Annotated in this window: 20 protein-coding genes; 13 read left to right on the top strand and 7 right to left on the bottom strand. The window is 35.1% G+C overall.

The genetic code is table 11. The features are described 5' to 3' along the window. Positions 1-30 precede the first annotated feature (30 nt). Together CJF12_RS06845 and pnuC are read right to left on the bottom strand one after the other, a co-directional pair. On the bottom strand, positions 31-669 hold the full coding sequence (locus CJF12_RS06845) for a hypothetical protein (protein WP_034683274.1): 639 nt from the start codon (positions 667-669) through the stop codon (positions 31-33). Further along, positions 666-1,343, bottom strand: a complete 678-nt coding sequence (pnuC, locus tag CJF12_RS06840) for a nicotinamide riboside transporter PnuC (protein ID WP_034683356.1) — start codon at positions 1,341-1,343, stop codon at positions 666-668. The genes CJF12_RS06845 and pnuC overlap by 4 nt, the downstream gene beginning before the upstream one ends. A 167-nt stretch (positions 1,344-1,510) precedes the next feature. Between pnuC and CJF12_RS06835 the strand changes: the two genes are divergently transcribed. The 5 genes from CJF12_RS06835 (at position 1,511) to CJF12_RS06815 (ending at position 7,778) form a co-directional block, all read left to right on the top strand. Beyond that, positions 1,511-3,037: an APC family permease gene (locus CJF12_RS06835; RefSeq protein ID WP_034683273.1), complete on the top strand. Its 1,527-nt coding sequence runs from the start codon at positions 1,511-1,513 to the stop codon at positions 3,035-3,037. 57 nt (positions 3,038-3,094) lie between these two features. Then, entirely contained in the window at positions 3,095-4,105 is a 1,011-nt protein-coding gene (locus tag CJF12_RS06830; protein ID WP_034683272.1) for a WD40/YVTN/BNR-like repeat-containing protein, read from the top strand. A gap of 78 nt (positions 4,106-4,183) precedes the next feature. After that, positions 4,184-5,095, top strand: coding sequence for a sialate O-acetylesterase (locus CJF12_RS06825; RefSeq protein ID WP_034683271.1), 912 nt, complete (start codon positions 4,184-4,186; stop codon positions 5,093-5,095). A 98-nt stretch (positions 5,096-5,193) separates the two neighbouring features. Next, positions 5,194-6,552, top strand: a complete 1,359-nt coding sequence (hemN, locus tag CJF12_RS06820; protein ID WP_034683268.1) for an oxygen-independent coproporphyrinogen III oxidase — start codon at positions 5,194-5,196, stop codon at positions 6,550-6,552. Positions 6,553-6,566: 14 nt separating this feature from the next. Next, a complete protein-coding gene (locus CJF12_RS06815) occupies positions 6,567-7,778 on the top strand; it encodes a hypothetical protein (RefSeq protein WP_034683263.1) in 1,212 nt (403 codons plus the stop codon). Between the two features lie 7 nt (positions 7,779-7,785). Here CJF12_RS06815 and CJF12_RS06810 read toward each other — a convergent pair whose 3' ends face one another. Next, positions 7,786-9,150: a PQQ-dependent sugar dehydrogenase gene (locus tag CJF12_RS06810; protein ID WP_034683260.1), complete on the bottom strand. Its 1,365-nt coding sequence runs from the start codon at positions 9,148-9,150 to the stop codon at positions 7,786-7,788. Between the two features lie 217 nt (positions 9,151-9,367). Between CJF12_RS06810 and CJF12_RS06805 the strand changes: the two genes are divergently transcribed. Both CJF12_RS06805 and CJF12_RS06800 read left to right on the top strand, forming a co-directional pair. After that, a complete protein-coding gene (locus tag CJF12_RS06805) occupies positions 9,368-12,262 on the top strand; it encodes a protein translocase subunit SecDF (RefSeq protein WP_034683252.1) in 2,895 nt (964 codons plus the stop codon). Positions 12,263-12,389: 127 nt separating this feature from the next. Beyond that, positions 12,390-13,613, top strand: a complete 1,224-nt coding sequence (locus CJF12_RS06800) for a TCR/Tet family MFS transporter (RefSeq protein WP_034683248.1) — start codon at positions 12,390-12,392, stop codon at positions 13,611-13,613. A gap of 163 nt (positions 13,614-13,776) precedes the next feature. Here CJF12_RS06800 and CJF12_RS06795 read toward each other — a convergent pair whose 3' ends face one another. After that, positions 13,777-14,718: a hypothetical protein gene (locus CJF12_RS06795; RefSeq protein WP_034683245.1), complete on the bottom strand. Its 942-nt coding sequence runs from the start codon at positions 14,716-14,718 to the stop codon at positions 13,777-13,779. Positions 14,719-14,929: 211 nt separating this feature from the next. Between CJF12_RS06795 and CJF12_RS06790 the strand changes: the two genes are divergently transcribed. Genes CJF12_RS06790 through CJF12_RS06780 form a run of 3 tightly spaced genes read left to right on the top strand, consistent with a single transcriptional unit; the run spans position 14,930 to position 16,638 of the window. Beyond that, on the top strand, positions 14,930-15,259 hold the full coding sequence (locus CJF12_RS06790; RefSeq protein WP_034683242.1) for a Sec-independent protein translocase subunit TatA/TatB: 330 nt from the start codon (positions 14,930-14,932) through the stop codon (positions 15,257-15,259). A 3-nt stretch (positions 15,260-15,262) separates the two neighbouring features. After that, complete coding sequence (locus CJF12_RS06785; RefSeq protein WP_034683354.1) at positions 15,263-15,829, top strand: phosphatase PAP2 family protein; 567 nt, start codon at positions 15,263-15,265, stop codon at positions 15,827-15,829. Further along, positions 15,826-16,638: a tetratricopeptide repeat protein gene (locus tag CJF12_RS06780; RefSeq protein WP_034683237.1), complete on the top strand. Its 813-nt coding sequence runs from the start codon at positions 15,826-15,828 to the stop codon at positions 16,636-16,638. The genes CJF12_RS06785 and CJF12_RS06780 overlap by 4 nt, the downstream gene beginning before the upstream one ends. Before the next feature lie 2 nt (positions 16,639-16,640). Here the strand turns inward: CJF12_RS06780 and CJF12_RS06775 are convergent, their stop codons facing one another. After that, the gene (locus CJF12_RS06775) at positions 16,641-17,114 is read right to left on the bottom strand and encodes a 23S rRNA (pseudouridine(1915)-N(3))-methyltransferase RlmH (RefSeq protein ID WP_034683235.1); all 474 of its coding nucleotides are present in this window, start codon (positions 17,112-17,114) and stop codon (positions 16,641-16,643) included. A 157-nt stretch (positions 17,115-17,271) separates the two neighbouring features. Between CJF12_RS06775 and CJF12_RS06770 the strand changes: the two genes are divergently transcribed. The 3 genes from CJF12_RS06770 (at position 17,272) to CJF12_RS20535 (ending at position 19,540) form a co-directional block, all read left to right on the top strand. Continuing rightward, a complete protein-coding gene (locus tag CJF12_RS06770) occupies positions 17,272-18,306 on the top strand; it encodes a DUF4421 family protein (RefSeq protein WP_084675618.1) in 1,035 nt (344 codons plus the stop codon). Positions 18,307-18,308: 2 nt separating this feature from the next. Continuing rightward, a complete protein-coding gene (locus CJF12_RS06765) occupies positions 18,309-19,304 on the top strand; it encodes a YihY/virulence factor BrkB family protein (RefSeq protein ID WP_034683229.1) in 996 nt (331 codons plus the stop codon). Positions 19,305-19,393: 89 nt separating this feature from the next. Further along, a complete protein-coding gene (locus tag CJF12_RS20535) occupies positions 19,394-19,540 on the top strand; it encodes a bacteriocin-like protein (RefSeq protein ID WP_449384835.1) in 147 nt (48 codons plus the stop codon). Positions 19,541-19,593: 53 nt separating this feature from the next. Here CJF12_RS20535 and nhaA read toward each other — a convergent pair whose 3' ends face one another. Then, positions 19,594-20,799 carry a Na+/H+ antiporter NhaA gene (nhaA, locus tag CJF12_RS06760; protein ID WP_034683225.1) on the bottom strand — a complete coding sequence of 402 codons (1,206 nt, stop codon included), beginning with the start codon at positions 20,797-20,799 and terminating at the stop codon, positions 19,594-19,596. Between the two features lie 2 nt (positions 20,800-20,801). Continuing rightward, positions 20,802-23,012 carry a RelA/SpoT family protein gene (locus CJF12_RS06755; protein WP_034683222.1) on the bottom strand — a complete coding sequence of 737 codons (2,211 nt, stop codon included), beginning with the start codon at positions 23,010-23,012 and terminating at the stop codon, positions 20,802-20,804. Positions 23,013-23,022 lie beyond the last annotated feature (10 nt).

Raw genomic sequence — 23,022 nt, 5'->3', positions numbered from 1 at the left:
TTCGTTTTTGTTGTTATTTTATTATAATGATTATCTTCTGAACCCGCTTCCTGCAGGTCTTGTGGAAGTTTCTTGCTGCTGAGTAGTACTTGGTGCAGGAGTACTCTGGGTACTGCTTCTGAATCCACTGTTATTGCTTGAAGAGCTATTATTTCTAAATCCTCCATTATTCTGAGGTCTTTGGGTATTTTGTTGTGGAGCTGTCCTGAATCCACTTCCCTGATTATTTTGGTTTCTGTTTGAGTTTGAACTATTGTTTCTAAACCCGCTGTTGTTATTACTGTTATTACGGCTGTTACTATTATTATATCTGTTGTTATTGTTATAATTATTATTGCTTTGACTTTGAAGTCCGTAATTAGGTCTTTGTGAAGTGACCGTAGTACTACCTCTTCTTTCTACATACACCTTTCTTCTATTATTATTGTTTCCATAATAATAGTAAGGAGCACCATTGTCATAATAATAGTTGATGTCATTTCTGTAATAATACCCATCATTTCCATAATATCCTCCGTTTCCATAATATCCTGACGGTGCATAATAATACCCGTTATTATAATATGGATCTCCAAACCCGTTATTAGCATATCCGTCAGAATAGGCTAAACACGATGTTAAACTAACTATCGCTAAAAAACCGAATGCTAATTTTAATAAATTTTTCATGACTTTATTTTACTTTTTTCTTTAAAACTTTTTTTCCAATTGACGTATCCGATGATCGCCATTATAGTAAATACCAAATATTGAACCGAAGTGATTCCAAGACCCTTAAAAATCATCATGGGCATACAAATAAAGTCACCAATAATCCAGAAAATCCAGTTCTCAATGCGTTGTTTGGCCATCAACCACATTCCCACTAAAAAGATGGAGGTGGTAAGTACATCAAGCCAATTTGCCCAATCTAAATGATATAAACCTAAATTGGTTCCTTCCATTGAAAAATTATTGTCGATATAAGGTTTATAATAATAAATAATGGTAACCAAGAGAAGGCTTATGAAAAAAAGCGCAGTTGCAAATACCCATTCTTTTTTAGTGGCCCAGGCTACATCTACATGAACGTTGTCTTCCGAGTTTTTTGACCATAAAATCCATCCGTAAACACTCATTGCAGTATAGTAAATATTGATTATACAATCTCCGAGCAATCCGAAATTAAAGAGAATGTAAACGTAAATAAGGGTGGAAACAATACCGGTAGGATATACCCAGATATTTTTTTTAATAGAGAAATAGACGCTTAAAATACCAAAAAATGTCCCTGTGGCTTCCAGCATAATTTGTAAAGCAGTATAGTCTTCATACGGTTTTACAAAGAGGTCGTATAGATTCATGTGTTCAAAAATAAGCAAAAAATCATTATACATGAAAAATGAGTTGAATAGTATGTAAATCAGTTTTTTATCTTCTTAAATTTAAATTTAATAATGAAAGTTTGTCAATAATTGTTAGTATTTGTAAATTTTTTATACTTTCGTAAATCTTAATTAAACAAAAAAATATGTCAAAAATTTGGGTTAAAAAACCAATGAGCGCCTATGAAGCGGATATCAAGAAAAGCCAGCTGAAACGCGTTTTAGGAAAATGGAGCCTTACTGCTATTGGAATTGGAGCGATCATTGGAGGAGGAATTTTTGTACTTACAGGAACAGGAGCTTATTATAATGCAGGACCTGCATTGGCGCTTTCTTTTGTAATTGCAGGAATTGCTTGTGTGTTTGCTGCTTTATGTTATGCAGAATTTGCTTCCATACTTCCTGTAGAAGGTTCAGCTTATGCTTATGCTTATGGAACGGTGGGTGAAATCTTCGCGTGGATAATAGGTTGGGGGTTAATTTTGGAATATGCAATGGGGTCCATGACCGTCGCCGTCTCCTGGTCCGGGTATTTTGCTAAATTGCTCAAAATGTTTGGTTTGCATCTTCCCGCATGGTTGACCACAGACCCGCAGACCTATCTCGCCGCAGGAAACTCTGGTTTCTCAATGAATTTACCTGCATTTTTGATTGTATTATTTGTTATTTCAATTTTAGTTAGAGGAACAAAAGGTGCTGCAAAAGCAAATAACTTTATTGTAGTCCTTAAGGTTTCTGCAATTATTTTTGTAATTATTGCAGGTATATTCTTCATTAACACAGATAACTGGACTCCTTTTATCCCTGAAGCAACTATAATTACAGAAAATGGGGTCTCTCATTCAGCTTATGGTATTGGAGGGGTTGTTGCAGGAGCTTCCGCGATCTTCTTTGCTTACGTTGGGTTTGATGCGGTTTCCACACAGGCAGGTGAAGCTATTAATCCCAAAAAGGATGTGCCTTTCGCTATTATTGCTTCATTGGTAATCTGTACACTTTTGTATATTCTGGTTTCACTTGTTTTAACAGGAATGATGCATTATACAGATTTTAACCCACTTGGAAAATATCCTGATGCAATTAAAGCTCCTGTAGCTTATGCATTTGATATTGCAGGGCAGGCTTGGGCTGGTTATATTATTACTATTGCAGCTACAGTTGGATTGATCTCCGTATTAATGGTAATGATTATGGGACAGTCAAGAATTTTCTTAGGAATGTCTAAAGACGGATTGATCCCGGCTACTTTCTCAAAAGTAAATCCAAAAACAGGGGTGCCTACAAAGAACCTAATGATTTTAGGGGTTATTATTTCTGTTATTGCTTCTTTAACACCGATCAATGACTTGGCACACATGACTAGTTTCGGAACTTTGTTTGCATTTACAATGGTTTGCGTAGCTGTTTGGGTATTGAGGGTTAAAGAACCAAACTTGCAGAGAAACTTTAGAGTTCCTGCTTTACCTTTGATTGCTTGTTTAGGAATTACAATTAATGTGTATCTAATTTTTAACTTAAGTAGAGAAGCTAAAACATATTCTTTTATTTGGTTAATTATCGGTTTTATTATTTACTTCTTGTATAGTAAAAGAAACTCTAAACTTCAGAACGGAGGATATGGAGAAACTTTTAAGGCTGAACAGGAACCTTTGGAAAAACCAGATATAGATTAATAAAAAAATAAAATAAAAAATCCACAGAACGCTGTGGATTTTTTATTTTTGTCTATTATGAAAAATATTATAACCACTTCACTTTTCTTTTTAGGAATATTTTCATTTTCTCAGCAAGTGAGTTTTGAAACCATATTCAAAGATAAAATAAGCATAAGAGCTATTCAGGTTTGGGATGACAAAATCTGGTATAGTGGAACAGATTCAAAATTTGGTTTTGTGGATTTAAAAAATATTCAAAACCAGAAACAAATGAAGCTGTCTGAAGAGAAACTGCAGTTTCGTACATTGGCACAAAATAAGAATCACTTTTACGCCATTAATATTGAAAGCCCGGCTTATTTTTTTGAAATTGATAAAAAAAGTCTAAGGTCAAAGATAGTGTTTAAAGATACTGTGAAAACAGCTTTTTATGATGCTCTGCATTTTGTGGGAGATCATTTTGCGTATGCTTTTAGTGATGCTGATGCAGATCATGGTTTAAAATTGGCAGTCTATAAAAATGGAAAATGGAGTCCATTAAAAAACAAAATTATCTTACATGAAGGAGAAGCTGCATTTGCAGCCAGTAATACCAATATTGCCTCTACTAAAAAGTATATATGGATTGCTACAGGAGGAAAGGCTTCCAGGATTATAAGGTTACATTTAGAGAATGAACAATTTGAAGTGTTTGATACTCCATTTGTTCAGAGAGAATCATCACAAGGAATATACTCCATAGATTTCTATAATGATCAGTTTGGAATTGCTGTAGGTGGTGATTATACAAAACAGAACTCTAACATCAATAATATTGCAACAACCAATGATGGTGGTAAAACCTGGAAAATACAGGCTTCCGGAGAAAATGCAGGATATATGACCTGTGTGAAGATCAGGCCTGGGTCCGTAGGAAAAGAAATAATTGCAGTAGGAGATCAGCATATCAGTTATTCGTCAGACTATGGAAAAACGTGGAAGAAAATTTCAGATGAAAAAAATCTTTATGCCTGTGAATGGATTGATAAAAATACAGTGGCCTTTGCCGGAAATGATAGGATAGTAAGAATGACATTAAAATTTTAGATTTTCAGTATAGAGGAAATCTTTATTAATACTGTTATTTATTGCAGCCTTAGAACTAATTTTGAATAAAATTTCCAGATGAGAAACTTTAAAATATTTCTCCTTCTTGTTTTTCCAGCTGTCATATATAGTCAGAAAATAAGAGTCTTTATCTTAGCCGGGCAATCCAATATGAATGGTTTTGGATATAATAAAGATCTTCCCGGTGATTTGAAGTCTTTTAAGGATGTCTACATTTTTCAGGGAAACTCGGTTCCTGACGGGAGCTTGAGTGGTGGAACAGGAAAGTGGGATGTTTTAAAACCAGGAAATGGAACCGGCTTTAAAACAGATGGAAAGACCAATACACTTTCGGATCGTTTTGGGTTGGAACTGTCATTTGCAAAAAGAATGAAAGAGCTTTTTCCTAATGACAAAATAGCCTTGATCAAATATGCAAGAGAAGGGACTTCAATTGATAGTCTTGCTAAAAGTGATTTTGGGTGCTGGGATTCTGACTTTCATGGGAAAAATGGAGTGAATCAGTATGATAATTTCCTAAAGACCCTCAAAAATGCATTGTCTGAATCTGATATGGACAGAGATGGAAAAAAGGATGAACTGATTCCTTCAGGGATTTTGTGGATGCAGGGAGAAGGAGATGCTAGCTATACCGAAGAGATTGCCGGAAATTACTATAATCATTTAAAGGTTTTAATGAATCAGATAAGGGCAGCTTTGATGACGGATGACTTACCGGTTGTTATTGGTAAAATTTCAGATTCAGGAAAAGATAAAAGTGGAAAAGTATGGCCTATGGGTGAGCTGGTGCAATATGCTCAGGAGAAATTTGTAAGAAATGATCATAATGCAGCCATTGTGCGTTCGACCCAAAAATATGGCTACGGAAATGATCCATGGCATTATAACAGTGCAGGCTATATCGACTTGGGGAAAAACTTTGCAGATGAGGTATTTAGACTCATTATAAATTTCGAAAATAAACCCTAATATAATTCATGATTTAAAATTCATAAGTTATAGTTAATTTTGCAGAATGAAATTCCATTTGGATTTCATATCGATCTATAAAAATTTAAAATTTTTAAATGAACTCTTTAATTGATAAATATAATATTCCCGGACCGCGTTATACGTCTTATCCTACTGTTCCATATTGGGATGAAAGCACATTTTCTCCTGAGAAGTGGAAAGAAAGTGTGATAAGATCTTTTCATGAAAGTAATTCGGAAGAAGGAATTTCTATTTATATCCATTTGCCGTTTTGTGAAGCTCTTTGTACTTTTTGTGCATGTCATAAGCGTATCACAAAACAACACAGTGTAGAAACACCTTATTTGGAGAGTGTTTTAAAAGAATGGCAGCTTTATCTTCAGCTTTTTGATGAGAAACCAAAACTGAAAGAGCTCCATTTAGGTGGTGGAACTCCGACTTTTTTCTCACCTAAGAATTTAAAAGCTTTACTGGAAGGTATTTTTGAAACTGTTGAAATAGCAGAACATCCTGAATTTTCCTTTGAAGGTCATCCCAATAATACAACCAGGGAACATCTTCAGACATTATATGATCTTGGCTTTAGAAGAGTGAGCTTTGGAGTACAGGATTATGATCCTAAAGTACAGAAAGCTATCAACAGAATTCAGCCTTTTGAAAAAGTTAAAGAAGTAACAGAACTCGCAAGAGAAATAGGATACGGAGGGATAAGCCATGATCTTGTTTTCGGACTTCCGCACCAGCATTGGGATGCAATGGAATATACCATCCGTAAAACATTGGAGCTTAAACCAGATAGACTGGCTTTTTATTCTTACGCACACGTTCCGTGGATAAAAGGAGTGGGGCAGAGAGGTTTTGATGAAAACGATCTTCCTAGTGGAGAAGAGAAGAGGCGCTTATACGAAGATGGAAAAAGCCTTCTGGAGGAACTAGGATATATTGAAGTGGGGATGGACCATTTTGCTTTGGAACACGATGATTTATACCAATCTTTAATTCAGAAAAAGCTTCACAGAAACTTTATGGGATATACTTCAAGTAAAACCCAGCTGATGGTAGGGCTTGGTATGTCTTCCATTTCAGATTCATGGTATGCTTTTGCTCAAAATGTAAAAACAGTGGAAGAGTACCAGAAGATTGTTGAAGAAGGTGAGATTCCTGTGGTAAAAGGGCATATTTTAAATCCTGAAGACCTTGTAGTAAGAAGGCATATTTTGAATTTAATGTGTCAGCTTGAAACTACGTGGGATGTTCAGAATTCTTTTCCTGAACTGGAAAATGCTTTGGATATGCTGAAGGAAATGGAACGGGATAACCTGGTGGAGATTAATGAAAATCAAATTAAAATTACCGAAAAGGGTAGGGCGTTTACGAGAAATGTAGCCATGGTATTTGATCTCAGAATGATGCGGAATAAACCCGAAACCAGAATTTTTTCTATGACGATATAAAATAAATGTAATACATGAACAAGAAGATTTTCTTCGTCATATTATATTTATATACACTTGTCTTTAGTGTCTTAAAATCTATACGATTTCCTAATAGTTGGGCGGAAGCTCATTGGATGCTTGATTACAGATTCGGTTTTATTAAAAGAGGATTAGCAGGGGAGATTCTAGGCTTTTTTGTTGAAAAAAATGAATCTGTAATAGTATGGGTATCGGGTGTTATACTCGGTATACTGTATCCCTTACTTCTCCTCGTAGCTATAAAACAAACCTTGAGTAGTAAAGGGAATGGGCTATATACGGGAATGTTTTATATCATCTTTTTCCTTTCTCAATACCTGGTGTATTCTGCTCATCTGATCGGCTATTTAGATCATATTATTTTTTTACTGGGAATATTTATTGTTCAGCTGATTTTAAAGAGGAAAATTTTGTTACCCTCAATTCTGCTTTCTATTGGGATGGTCATTCACGAAATATCGTTTTTTCTAATTCTGCCAGTGAGTGTTTTTGCCCTAATTGTATCTGGCGTGCAAAAGAATAATCCGGTCCTTAAGGATAGACTTTTTAGAAAATCAGCTATATTTCTGATATTACCTATGATAACGGTAATCGGGATTTCCCTGTATGAAGAGATTTATGGGAAAGAGAGCTATTTTTACTTATTCAATTATCTGAAGAATATACAATTCATAGGTGAAAGAGTTGCCGGATCGGTAGCGTCTGCCTATACTGAAAAACTGAGCTATTATTTTGCTGAAGAAAGCCCCCATCTCTTTCAAAGACTGTTTATTTCGACATGTACGATATTATGTGGAGTTCCATTGCTCTTTTTGTGTTTTATCCTATATAAAAGATTCTATAAAAAGATAGGAACTTATTTATTTTTTATAGCACTTGTAGTTATATTTTTCCCACTTTTATTAAATGCTATTGCCTGGGATACTTACAGAATCTGGTCGTTTCCTTATATGATTATGTTTATAGTATTTGGAATCCTGAATGATCAATGGAAAGATGATGAAATTAAACTTAATAAGATATCCGTTTCTGAAACCATAGTTTTTTTCATTTCTATCTTGCTTGTGGGAGTTGGACCCAATATTTTAATGGATGACGAAGTAGAGCGATTTTCTTTTTTAGAACGTGTTATTGGTCTATTGCCTATATTTTTGATGATGTTTTATTATTATAAAAGCCTCAATAAAAATATATTGAGGCCCTAATGTCTTTTTATTTAATGAAGAGCTTTTGGCTGTAGGATTTTAAATCACCGGACTTCAGGTTGATGTAATAAATACCAGATGGAATATCTGAAATATCGATACTGTTATCATCATTAATTTTTATTTGCTCTAAAACTTTTCGACCCTCAGAACTGATTATCTCAGCTGAAATTTTCTTGTCTTTTAGTCCTTCAACAAATATTTTTTTTGAGGAAGGATTAGGATATATTTTTATCTGGCTAAAAGTATTATTTTCCTTTGTGGAAAGTGTAGTGCTTTTGATTTTGTAGATTTTCCCACTATTAATTCCTGCAATATATAATTCTTTCTGATAGTCTTGTCCGAAAGTTGAAAAGCCATTGCCGGAGTAGGCCGTCGTCCAGACGATTGAATTGTCAGAACTCAATATGCCTATCTGATTGGAGCAATAGTCCGCAAAAAGATATTTTCCCTGCAATGCTGGATACACATTTCCCCTGTAGACGTATCCTCCGGTTATTGAGCATTTTCCATTGGAATGATCATAAACAGCAATTGGAAATGTCATTGATGAAGAGTTAGCGCAGCCATTGGTATTGTATGGAGTATTCCCCTCATAGCATCTCCATCCGTAATTAATTCCTGCCTGCGAAATAGGCTTTTTGTTAATTTCTTCGATCTGACCTTGTCCTACATCTGCGATCATGGCATTTCCTGTAGTAAGGTCAAAAGAGAACTTCCAGGCATTTCTAAGCCCGTAAGACCAGATTTCATCTGCACCATCAACTCCTACAAAAGGATTGTCAGAAGGTATGTTGTATGGATTAGTGGAATTCACATCAATCCGGAGCATCTTTCCAAGAAGAGAGTTTTTATTTTGTGCATTGTTGTTAGGGTCTCCTCCGCTCCCGCCGTCTCCGGTCACGATCCATAATTTTCCATCGGGTGCAAAATGAATGCTTCCACCATTGTGATTATCAAACGGTTTGGGGATATTGAGTAAGATCTTCTCAGAATTAGGATCAGCCACATTGGGATCGGCTGTGCTTACCTTATATCTTGCAACGGTGATGTTTCCTGCAGTATTGTTATAATACACAAAAAAATACCCGTTGGTTGGGTATTGTGGGTGAAAAGCTAATCCTAAAAGTCCTCTTTCGCCACCGTAAAGGATTTTACTGCTGAGGTTTAAAAAGTTGGTGGCATTGATTGTTCCGTTGGGCTGGATAATTCTGATCATCCCATTTTGCTGAACGACAAATAACCGGCTGTCATTGGCGTTAGTAATTTCGACAGGACTGGTGAGTCCGCTTGCAAATTCTTCCAAATTAATACTTTGAGAATTAAGGAATAAGGAAGAAAAAATACTTGTCATAAAAAGTAAAATTTTCATAATATTTTGATATTTAGTGTATTGAAGTAGAAATGAAAATTTCATACCAATCAAAATTTACAAACTTCACTAAGATATTGAAGTAAAATTGATAAATCTTAAATGGAGGTTAGGTGGCCGATATATCTGAAAATAAACGATTTCTGTTGTTAATAATTCATAAAATATAAAGAAAATCATTATATTTGCCGACTTAATTTAACGTAGTTATAACAAAATGCAAGGAAAAGGACTTATTACAATTGTTGCTATTGTACTGGGGTTGATTTGCCTAAATGAGCTTATACCAACCTGGTACGCCAGCAAAATTGAATCGCAGATTGAAGCTGCGAACGGAAACGAGAAAGAGATCAAGCGAATAAAAGAAGATACTCTTAATCTTGGTTATACAAAGCTTTACTATTCTAAAGCAAAAGACAAAGAAATGAAACTTGGTCTTGACTTGAAAGGAGGGATCAACGTTCTTTTGGAGATCAACCAAAGAGATTTAGTGAATGATTTAACTAATTATTCTACAAATCCTGTTCTTATCGAGGCTTTAAACAAGACTGACGAAGTTCAGAAGAATTCTACAAAAGCTTATATTGATAACTTCTTCGAACAGTTTGAAGCTATCAATAAAGCAAAAGGAACCAATCTTAAACTTGCAGATCCGGAATTATTCGGAAACACGAATCTTACGGAGATTAAATATAACACAACTGATGAGCAGGTAAAGAGTATCATCAAAAGAAGAATCGACGCTTCTGTAGGTACTGCTTTCGAAGTAATCAGAACGAGAATTGATAAACTGGGAGCTATCCAGCCAAATGTTCAAAGAGTACCGGGAACAGCTAGAATTTCTGTTGAAATGCCGGGTATGAAGGATATTGATAAGGTGAAAAAAATGCTACAGACTTCTGCAAAACTTCAATTCTGGGAAGTACAGCAGGTTCCTGAAATTGCACCTTACTTCCAGACTTTGACAGCTATGGTAGGAGCAAAAGGAGATTCTATGGGAGTAGACAAGAGTGTAAACTTCATGAATCTTTTGCATTTGGATAAACTAAGAACCAATGGTGTTGCGAATATTAAGTTGTCAGATACTGCTGTTGTTAATAAGATTTTAAATAGCAAAGTAGGTTTGGCATTACGTCCGGCTAATATTAAGTATACTCAATTTATGTGGGGATACAAGCCTGAAGCAAGTGATCCTGAAAGTTTAGTTTTATATGCGATCAGAGGAAATATCAACCAAAAAGCGCCGGTAGACGGAGCCGTTGAAACAGCAAGCATCAGTTATGATGAGCTGGGAAGAGTAGTGGTTGATATGCAGATGGATTCTAAAGGGGCTAAAGAATGGAAAACATTAACTGAGAAAAACGTTAACAAACCAGTTGCTGTAACCCTTGATAACAGAGTATATACTGCGCCTAATGTAGTGAATGCTATTCCTAACGGAAGAACACAGATCTCTGGTAACTTCTCTCAGGAAGAAGCTAAAGAACTTGTTGATGTTTTAGGAGCTGGTAAATTACCTGCAGGTGCTAAGGTAGTTCAGGCTACTCAGGTAGGACCTTCTTTAGGACAGGAGTCTATCAACGCTGGGATGATCTCTTTCGCTATTGCATTTTTAATTATTATCGTTTATATCATTTTCTATTATGGTGGTGCAGGAGTATACGCTGTAATTGCAATGGTAATTAACTTATTCTATATTTTCGGAATTATGGATTCCGGAGACTTTACACTTACGCTTCCTGGTATTGCAGGTATCGTACTTACGATGGCCATGGCCGTGGATACGAACGTAATTATCTATGAAAGAACGAAGGAAGAATTATTTGCTGGAAAGAATATTTTAGAAGCTTATAAGGATGGTTTCAAGCATGCATTAAGTGCAATTATTGACGGTCACTCAACTACGTTGTTAACAGCAGTTGTTTTATTCTTCTTTGGAACAGGACCTATTAAAGGATTTGCTTTAACGTTAATCATTGGTATTGTGATGACGTTATTCACTTCAGTTCTACTTTCAAGAGTAATGATCTTCAGCAGACTGAATAAAGGAAAACACCTTTCTGTATGGACACCACTTACGAAGAACTTATTCAGAAATACCTGGATTGACTTTATTGGAAAAAGAAAATACGCTTATATTATTTCTGCTGTGCTAACGGTTATTTCTATTGGATCTATTTTTGTCAATGGATTTAAATATGGAATCGACTTTACAGGGGGTAGAAACTATGTCGTGAGATTTGATAAAGAAGTTAACGCAGAAGATATTGAACAAAACCTGGTAAAAATATTCAAAACAGAAGATGGTAAGAATTCTTCTGTGGAGGCTAAGACTTTTGGGAACTCTAAACAATTGAAAATTTCTACGGATTATCTGATTGATGATGAATCTTTAAAAGCTGACCAGGCTGTTGAGCAAAAGCTATATGAAGGATTGAAAACAAACCTTCCTGCTAATATTTCATTACAGGACTTTAAATCAGCAGACAAAGAGCACGCGGGAATTATCTCATCTGAAAAAGTAGGACCTACGGTAGCAGATGATATCAAAACCCATGGTATTCTTGCTGTTGTTGCAGCATTAGCTGGGATCTTTATCTATATCTTATTCAGATTTAGAAAATGGCAATTCTCATTGGGAGCAGTTGCAGCATTATTCCACGATGCGGTAATTATCTTGGGAACATATTCATTGCTTCACAAGTATATGCCATTCAATATGGAAATCAATCAGGACTTTATTGCGGCGATCTTAACTGTATTAGGATACTCAATCAATGATACCGTTATTATCTTTGACAGAATTAGAGAATATCTAAGAGAGAAGAAATCTTTAACATTGGCGGGGCTATTTGATGATTCTATTTCCAGTACACTGGGTAGAACATTCAATACATCATTCACAACAATCCTTGTAATCTTAGCTATTTTCATCTTTGGTGGAGATAACCTTAGAGGATTTATGTTTGCAATGTTGATCGGTATTGGTTTCGGTACTTATTCATCCATATTCGTTGCTTCGGCAATTGCATATGACTTCCTGAAATCAGGAAAAGAAGAAGATGTACATGGAAAAACTACTTCGACGAAAGAAGTACTTGCTTCAAAATAATAATAACTACAACAAATAGCAAAAAGCCTTTCATTTGAAAGGCTTTTTGCGTATCCCTATATTAACTTATTTAATACAATGAAATTTAGAATCATTATTTTCTATATTTCGTTATTTTTGCAGAATCATGGAAAACTCAAAGAAAAAAGCTGCTATAGGCTTTATATTCATAACATTATTAATTGATATTACAGGTTGGGGGATTATTATTCCTGTTGTTCCCAAGCTGATTGAAGAACTCATTCATGCGGATATCAGTGAAGCTGCCAAATATGGAGGCTGGTTAGGCTTTGCCTACGCATTTACCCAATTTATATTTTCACCGGTTGTAGGAAACCTGAGTGATAAATTTGGTAGAAGACCGATTATTCTGATTTCCCTTTTTGGTTTTGCCGTTGATTATATTTTCCTGGCTCTTGCACCAACTATCTGGTGGCTCTTTTTAGGAAGAATAATAGCGGGTATAACAGGGGCCAGTGTGACAACAGCCAGTGCATATATTGCAGATATTTCTACAGATAAAGACAGGGCTAAGAATTTTGGTTTGATTGGAGCTGCTTTTGGTCTGGGATTTATTATTGGACCGGTATTGGGTGGTGTCTTGGGACATTATGGTGCCAGAGTACCTTTTTATGCAGCAGCAGGTTTGTGTCTGCTTAATTTTCTCTATGGTTATTTTATTCTGCCGGAGAGTTTGGACAAAGATAAGCGCAGAGAATTTAACTGGCGACGAGCTAATCCTGTAGGGTCATTTAAATTCTTAGGGAAACATCCTGAAATTTCAGGACTGATTGTAGCTCTTATTTTAATTTATATTGCGGGACATGCAGTGCAAAGTAACTGGAGTTTCTTTACGATGTATAAATTCAGCTGGACGGAAAGGATGGTAGGAATATCCCTTGGAGTAGTAGGATTATTGGTTGGATTGGTACAAGGAGTTTTAATCCGGTGGACGACTCCCAAGTTAGGAGAAGAGAGAAGTATTTATTATGGATTGGCATTATATGCCATCGGAATGCTATTGTTTGCTTTTGCTACAGAAGGCTGGATGATGTTTGTGTTTTTAATTCCTTATTGTTTAGGAGGTATTTGTGGGCCGGCACTTCAGTCTGTCATTACGAAAAGTGTACCTTCTAATGAGCAGGGTGAACTTCAGGGTGCGTTGACAAGTTTAATGAGTGCCACTGCTATTGTGGGACCGCCATTGATGACGAATTTATTTTATTATTTTACCCATGATGAAGCTCCTTTTGAGTTCTCTGGGGCGCCGTTCTTTTTGGCATTTATTTTAATGGCAATAAGTGTGGTTATCACTTATTATGCGTTTCAGAAAAAAGAAATTAAAAAGTAATTAGTTTAAGCTGGGATGAGGCAAGGTAAACCTCTAATAAATCTCATAAGTTTCAAAAACCTATGATCATTTGTTCCAAATATAATATGCATAAGAAAGCGGGAAATCGTAACCGATTCCCCGCTTTTCTAACTGATAAGCTAAATAAAATGAATTAATGAATTTATGGATAAAGTGATTTTGTTCCGTTGCTTACAATATTACTTCCAAGTCCTGAGAAAGAAACTGTAAAATTATTTGAATTAAAGCTTAAAGAGCCTGTAGGAGTACAAAGGCCAAGTGCATATTTGCACTGTCCATACGCACCGGTTCTTTTAAGTATTTTGCTTTCACTTTTTGCTTTACCTAAACTGATGTTACCCCAATCGCTAACGTCTGCATTGGAAACTGTAGAACCGTTATAATAAATAGTTATCTGATAACCGATTTCACCTCTTTTAGAACCCCACAGCCATTTTGCAGTCCACCATTCTTTAAACCATTTAGACGCTACCTTTGCCTGGGTATCTTTTGACGTCTCTATAGTACTACCTCTATCCATCATAATCAATCCTCCCAAAACATTATCCCAGATAATTCCATTGCTATTGTAAAAACAAAGAGTAGAGAATTGTTCTCCTTTATGATTCCAGGTAATTTCAAGAACTCCGGTATTGGTTTTTACTTCCTGAGCAACAAGATCCGTTAAACCCTTTTGGGCCTCAGATAACTCTTCTGCAGAATTGATGCTTCCTATTTTTCCAATTTTTACCGATTCCGGATCAGTAATATTCCCTGAAGCAATATAACTTCCTTTATTAGATATAAGATCTTTTGAAATAGAAATCCCTTTTTCAGTAGAAAGCTGGCCTAGAACCGAAACTCCTGTTATCTGGAGATTAGCTCTTAAATATTTTTCAATATTTTGCTTAGAATCGTTCAGCTGTGTCTGGACAGCTTCAGGAATGGATAATGATGATGGGGTCAGCTCTTTTTTCAGCTCTGCAACCGAATTTCTAGCGGTAGTGTCTTCCTGAAGTACTTCAGTGCTTTCATTTTGACAGCTACTAAGGAGTAATACTGATGCCAGCATAAAGAGCTTGAAAATTGTTGTTAGTTTTTTCATGGTTTAATATTTTTAGTTTTAGAAGGTAAATTTAATTAAAAAAATAATATAATTCTTACAATAGGGAATTATTTTGTTATGGTATTAATATTAATATGGATTGACAGGAGATAATTAAAAATTTATAAAGGTCTGAAATTAAAAATCTTAAAATTTGTTTAAATTTTATGTTTCTACGTTATATATGTATAATCTTTTGTAATTTTACATCATGGAATTAAGCATTGGAGAAATGGCATTGATTGCAGTGGCAATCGTTGTATTATTCGGACCGGATAAACTCCCTCAAATAGCGCGTGACTTAGGTGCAGGCGTAAGGAAGATGCGTGGTGCGGTAGAAGATATTAAAACCGAAATAATGAAAGAGACAGATAATCCTGTTTCTGAAATTAAGCGTGAGATTGAGAAAGTAAAAGATGCTGCTAAAGATTTCAATCCGGTGAAAAATATCGAAAAAGATATTCTTACCGAACCTTCTTCTGAGCCCGCTAAACCAAAACCTTCTGAAGATGAAACTTACGAAGGACCTGTAAGTCGATAATTGATGGAAGAAATAATTCAGGAGGATAAGAAAATCTTTTTGTATCTCAATAATCTGGGAGACTCTTCTTTTGATCAGTTTTGGATGCTGATTTCCAGTACATGGATCTGGGTTCCTTTGTATATTATATTTTTGTATTTTCTATATAAAAATTATCCCTTAAAATCCTTAGCCTATATTCTTTTATTCATCCTTATCGGAACTACGGTTTCTGATCAGGTGGCAAGCATATTTAAATATGGAGTGGCAAGATTAAGGCCGTGCCATGATCCTACTATTGATCATTACATGAGGATTGTTAAATGTGGTGGCCAGTTTGGTTTTTATTCTGCTCATGCTTCCAATACTTTCTTTTTAGCAACTTATTTAAGTGTTTTATTAAAAAAGAAACTTAAATGGTTTCCTTATGCTATATTTGTGTGGGCTGTAGTAGTGTCTTACAGCCGTATATATTTAGGAGTGCATTTCCCGATAGATATTTTGGTGGGGGCGTTTGTTGGACTTTTATTGGGAGTGATTTTTTCTGCGCTCGCAAAAAAAGTAATCAAAAAACAAACTATACACTCATGAAAAAACATTTATTACTGGTAACCTTAATCCTTCTTTCTGCTCAGCTTTATTCCCAGGATGCAAAAACAGCTGAAGAATGCTTTAAAAAAGCTGATTACAAATGTGCTGAAGAGCAATATTCGAAATTAGCGGAAAAAGAACAGATCCAGAAATACCAATCAGAATACTATAACAATTTAGGAACTGCCCAAAGAAGATTGGGCAAAACGACTCTTGCATTCAAGTCCTATGAATCTGCTTTAAAAGCAAACCCAATGTCAGCATCAGTATATGCTAATCTGGCTTCTATAAATAGCCAGAAAGGAAGTAAACAGAAAGCTTTGGACTATGTAGAGAAAGGCTTGCAGATTGATCCTGAAAATACAGATATGTATCTGACCCGTTCAAAGATTTATGACAGTCAGGGAAAAAAAGATCTGGCGATGAAAGATCTTAATCAGATTTTAACCTTTGCACCGAATAATATTTTTGCACGAACCGGGCTCGCCAATTTAAAAAAGAATAACGGTGATCTGGAAGGAGCTTTAAAAGATTACAATCAGCTTATTTCTGAAAAACCTGAATCACTCTTATACAACGGACGTGGAGATCTATATCTGAAAATGAAAAAGACTAAAGAAGCCTTAACAGATATCAACAAAGCTATTTCAATCGACCCAAAGTTTGCTCAATCATATGTTACAAAAGCATTGATTCTTTTTGAAACAGCTAAACCTAAAGAGGCATGCTCTAATCTGGAAAAAGCTGTAAGCCTAGGATATGAAAAGCCTTTACTAATGGAATACTTTGCTAAATGTCCTACAAAATGATATTAATCATTGTGATAAGGCTTCCCCTGTAAAATCTGATCTGCCCGATATAATTGCTCAACGATAAACAATCGAATCATCTGATGGGTGAATGTCATTTTAGACAACGATATTTTTTCATTGGCTCTGGAATATATTTCCTCAGAAAACCCGTAGGCCCCTCCAATTAAAATATGTACTTTTTTCACCGAAGAATTCATCCATGTATCAATTTTCTGTGAAAACTCCCTGCTGGTAAACTGTTTTCCCTTTTCATCCAGAATAACGACCAGATCATTTTTATCAATGTGATTCATAAAAAGTTTGGCTTCTTCCTTTTTCAGAAGATCGGCAGATAGGTTTTTTGCATTTTTAATATCCGGGATTTCAGTAATTTCAAAATTCCAGTGTTTAGGAAGGCGGTTTAGATAATACCCTATTAGTGAGGTAATTTCCTTATCATCTGTTTTCCCAATACAAAGCAGGCTGATTCGCATAGAATGTATAATCAATTTTAATGAGGTCAAAGATATTCATAAATTCAAGAATTATTTTGTGTTTTTTCATGCTTTTTCTTCTTTGTGATAGAAAATCAAAAAAGGACAATGGATATGAAGTCTAAAAAAATCAGTATTTTTACGTAACTAACACAATATGATGAAGCTGAGATTGATCTCCAGCATTTTTTTATATTTCCCTTTAGCTTTTTTTAGTCAGGAAGTTAGAGGCGATAATGAAAAATATCTGGAAGAAGACAGAAAGAAGATTTCCGTTGTGGCAGCAACACGTTACATTGATAATTCATTTGGACTATATGCTGACCGACAGACCTTTTTTTTGAAACCTAATGAGGCCTTTTATACGGAATTTTTAGTTAGATATAGATGGCTGGATTTCAATATTTCTTTTGAACCTAAGCTGTTCAAAATAAATAACGATGATGATGTTAAAGGGAAAACAAGGTATTTTGATATAGGATTTGCCTTTTTTTTGTGTCCAAAAATAAGACAGGTTATTAATTATACCCATATTAAAGGATTCTATCTTGAAAGTACACAAAAATTTGTAAAGGCTTTTTTAGAACCAGAATTACAAGATGTATTTAATGATGGATATCTTCAGTTTCCGGATTCGAAATATCAATCCTTTAGAGGCGAAACCAGCTATCTTTGGGTTGGGGATAAAACGAATTACAGGAGTTATACCAATATGACGTATAAACCATTAAAAAATAATTTTGTGCTAATCTCAGGGCTATTCTATCAGTATAATGTATTGAGAGACGCAAATAAAATGATTTATAAAGGAAGAGAGGTGAGTGATCCTGATTTCCATACCACGGTAACCAAAGACATTAGAGTAGCTCTAAGATCAGGTGCAGGAATGCAGAAAGTATTAAAGAACAATTGGTATACTGTAATGGAACTTTATCCACAAGTTTATTATGCAACATTGATTGATAGTAAAAACTATGAATTCAATTTTGGTCTTAATTCCAATATGAGAATAGGATATGATAATGGGAAGTGGTTTTTTGGAGGTGAAGGACAGATTAATTGGCTAAACAGTTCAAAGGTTAATTTCTATTCTACAACGCAATGGCAGGTGAGAGTAGGGGTAGGAGTTAGAATTGGTTCTCCTAAATTTGTTAATAAAACTTTTGATAAAATAGAAAATATTCTAGAATAAATATGAGTATAAAAGTACCTAATTTTGTCTTGAAAATTCAAGAATTCCTGGATGGCATACATATTCCTGTTTTAGGGATATCGCTCTGGCAGATGTTTCAAATCTATATTTCAGGGATTTTTAAGGATAAAATAGGGAGGAAGGCTGCCGCCATTTCATGGAGCTTTACTATAAGTCTGTTTCCGTTTTTGCTGTTTTTGCTTTCCGTATTACCTTATATGCCGCACTATGATAAACTTCATTTTTATATTTTTGAAGTTTTGATTCACAATGTTTTCCCTTCTGATATGGAAACGGATGTGAGAGGGTATATCGAAAAGAGTATTATTCCTAATATGCGGGGAATCAGTAATATAACGATTGTCCTTGCTTTGGTTTTTGCAACCAATGGAACCTTTTCCCTGATTAACGGATTCAATGAGAATTCAGATGAAAAACTCAGTGATGTTAAAGAATTTATTCTTTCTTTTTTTATTACGATTGGCTTTATTACCATTGTTTTCTTGGCGCTCTTTGGAGTATATTATGTAGAAGTTGTATTGAAGCTGTTTACCCCTACCTATAGCATTTCATGGCTGGTCAATAACCTTTCCAAAATTATTGGATTTGTATCATTTCCCCTTTTTTACTTTATACTTTTAGCCTTATTTTATTGGTTAGGAACGGTGAAAATTGCAAGGTTCAGACAGGCAGTTCCCGGAGCTATCCTCACAACAGTTTTATTTGTTCTTACTACATATATTTTTGCTATCTATGTTAAGGATATTGCCAGATATAACGTATTGTACGGATCTATTGGAAGTATGATTCTTTTGATGGTGTGGGTCAATGTAAATGTATATCTGCTTTTGTTTGGAAATGAGCTCAATATGGCTATCAGAAAGCTTAGGATTGAAAAACTATTGTCTGATGAGCTGCAGAAAGAAAATCCCGGATATCCGGTACGAAGTACAGAACCTGATTTAAAAAGTAATGAAGAGTATCATCCAAAAAAATAATATATCCTCAGTTAGTATCAAAGAATAGATTATATATAGCGGCATCTGAAAAGCTTATAGAGTAAGAGAACTAATACCAATCCATTATTATGAAAAACATCAAAAAATTAACAAGACACGATCTGAAAATTGTGCAAGGCGGACTAGCATATGAAGTAAACACCAATTATTGTCCGGGTGAAAATACCTATTGTTGCAGGGGACTGTGCAGGATAAGTACTTATCAATGTGGTTGAGATAAAATAAAAGAGGGCATTTAATTAAATGCCCTCTTTTTATTGTTTATATCTTATTCATCGTCTTCGAAGTCGTTTTCCTCATCTTCGTTAATTAATTTATTCTTTTTAGAGCTCATACTCAATATGATTACCCCTAAAACAGCAGATAAGAGAGAGGCTATTAAAATAGCAAATTTAGCTTCTTCCTGGATTTCATACCTTTCTTTAAATGAAAGAAGTGCAATAAAAATAGACATCGTAAACCCGATTCCGGCAAGTAAACCTACTCCAATCATATGTGCCCAAGTACTATTATAAGGAAGTTTACTTAATTTTAACTTTATAGCAATGAAGGAAAATAGATTGATTCCAATCAGCTTTCCTAAAACCAATCCACCAATAATTCCTAGTCCCAGCGTACTGGCCAATCCTTCTACCATCCCGTCGTGGAATACTATATTAGTATTGGTTAAAGCAAATATCGGCATGATCAGAAAGCTTACAGGAATATGTAATGTATGTTCTAATTTTTCAAGTGGAGAGATTTCCACATTGGATGCATTGGTTGGAATTGATAAAGCCAGCAATACACCTGCAATAGTAGCATGGATTCCTGAATGGTGTAGGAAATACCATAAAAATAATCCAGGAATAATATAGAATATAATTTTTGTTACTTTTAAAAAATTCAAAAGGAACAAAAGAACCACAACCCCAGCAGATAAAGCAAGATAAGACCAATGGATCTGTTCCGTATAAAAAATTGCAATTACCAGAATAGCACCTAAATCATCAACGATAGCGAGGGCTGCAAGAAAAATTTTAATGGAGTTAGGAATTTTACTCCCCAGCATTGAAATAAGTGCAAGAGAAAAAGCAATATCAGTAGCCATAGGAATTCCCCATCCGTTACTATATTCAGTGCCTGAATTAAAAAGAGCATAAATGGTTGCAGGGACAAGCATCCCGCCGACTGCAGCAAAAATAGGAAGAGATGCATTTTTGAAAGAAGATAGTTCTCCTTCTACCAATTCTCTTTTGATTTCTAAACCTACGAGAAGAAAGAAAATTGCCATTAAGCCATCATTGATCCATATATGTATTGGAAATTTCAACCCAAAAAGAGGGGTACCTATTTCTTTATGAATAAAATTATCTAACCCTTCTCCTAATGATGAATTAGCAATTAATAAAGAGGCAACTACGCAAAAAATAAGTATGATCCCTGAACATAGGTTATTGTTGAAAAATTTTTTAAAATAAATAGATAAATTCATGTCTAAGATTGTAATCGTCTCACTCTTGAAACGCCGTTTATATTTTTAAGTTTTTTGAAGGTTTCTTCTAATTGTCCCTTGTTTTTTACTTCGAGATTGATGTTGCCTGTAAAAACTCCGTTGTTGGATTCAATAGACATACTTTTCATATCCATTCCCATGGTGCCACTAATAACAGCGGTAATATCATTAATCATTCCCATTCTATCCAGTCCTTCAATTTCAATTTTGACCCTGTTTTTGAAGCTCTCAGCGTTAACCCATTTTGCAGGAATAACCCTGTAATCATATTGAGCTCTGAGGTTAATAGCGTTGGGACAGTTATCACTGTGTACTTTTATTCCGTCAGAAATAGTAATAAATCCGAAAATTTTATCTCCGGGAATTACGGTACAGCATTTTGCATAGCTGTAGTTCAGTTTTTCTTCGTCTTTTCCGAAGACAATCATGTCAAGGTTTTGCTCCTTCGGTTCTTCGAAGTGAACATTTTTCGACGGTGATTTTCTAAACCTTGAAAGAAGGTTGTTGAAAACATTTTTACTTTCTATATATCTTCTTAAGCTGCTTACATCCAATTCATTGCTTTGGAATTTTAAGAATAGCTCCTGGGAAGTTTTTAAATTAAAAAACTTTTGAAGCTTATTGACTTCCTCATCGTTGAAATTAATTTTAGCATGTCGAAGTTTACGCTGAAGAATTTCTTTTCCTTCCTCTACCAGTTGATTTTTTTGTGAATTCAGGTAGCTTTTAATCTTGGACTTTGCTTTTGAAGTGACCACAAATTCAAGCCAGTCAGATTTCGGTTTTTGATTCTGGGAAGAGAGGATATCAACCTGATCTCCATTTTGCAGCACATAAGAAATAGGAACTAATTTACCATTAATCTTGGCGCCTAAACACTTCATCCCCAGATCAGAGTGTACAGAAAAAGCAAAATCCAATGCCGTGGCATTGGTAGGTAGAATTTTAATTTCTCCCTTAGGAGTAAATACAAAGACCTCTTTCGAATATAAATTGAGCTTGATATTATCTAATAGCTCAGAAGTGGAAAGGTTTTGCTGTTGCTCCAGAACATCACGAATTTCGGTTACCCATCTCTCAAAATTTCTGTCATCAGAGCTTTGTTTATAACCCTCTTTATACTTGTAATGAGCAGCAACACCTTTTTCAGCGATTTCATCCATTCTTTCGGAACGGATTTGTACCTCGATCCATTTTTTGTCTGGCCCAAGAACGGTTAGGTGGAGACTTTCATATCCTGTAGAACGAGGCTGTGTAATCCAGTCTCTCATTCTTGAAGGGTTACTGTGATAAACATCCGTTACAATAGAATAGATTTTCCAGGCAAGAAACTTTTCATTTTTTGCATCAGATTTGTAAATAATCCTGATTGCATAATTATCAAAAACCTCTTCAAAAGAAACTCCCTGTTTAAGCATTTTCCTATAAATAGAAGAAATAGCTTTGGCACGTCCTTTTATGGTGAAATTCAGTCCTTCCTCTTTTAATCTTTGAGAAGCTTCTTTTTTAAATTCTTCAATATACTTTTCGCGGTTTTCTTTAGCTAATTCTAATTTTTCCGCGATCTCATTGTAAATTTCCGGATTGTTATATTTTAATGAAAGATCTTCAAGCTCGGATTTGATATTGTACAGCCCCAGACGATGCGCCATTGGAGCATAAATGTAAACCGTTTCAGAAGCAATTTTTTTCTGCTTATCCGGTGCCATACTTTCTAGGGTACGCATATTGTGAAGGCGGTCTGCAATCTTAATCAATATAACCCTGAAGTCTTCAGAAAGTGTCAGTAATAATTTTCTGTAATTTTCTGACTGCACCGAGATATTCTGATGATTCATGATGGATATCTTGGTTAACCCATTCACGATATTGGCTATTTTTTCGCCAAATATCTTTTTAACATCCTCATAGGTATAATCAGAATCTTCAATGACATCATGCAGCAGAGCACACGCAATAGAGGTTGCTCCCAAACCTATTTCAGTTGCTACAATTTTAGCAACGGCAATGGGATGGTAGATGTAAGGTTCCCCGGATTTTCTTCTTTGATCCTTATGTGCATCTAGCGCAATATCAAATGCCTTCCGAATGAGTTTGTTGTTTTCCTCATCCAGAGTCCGGTAGGTATTAGAAATCAGATCCTTATACCTGGTAAGTATCTCTTTGTTCTCCTGTTCTAAGTCGTAACTCATTTGTGTACAA

This window comes from Chryseobacterium piperi (genome assembly GCF_002285635.2).
Classification (GTDB): Bacteria; Bacteroidota; Bacteroidia; order Flavobacteriales; family Weeksellaceae; genus Chryseobacterium; species Chryseobacterium piperi.
The sequence above is the reverse complement of the archived record's forward strand: the minus strand, read 5'-3'. Positions and strand labels throughout refer to the sequence as shown.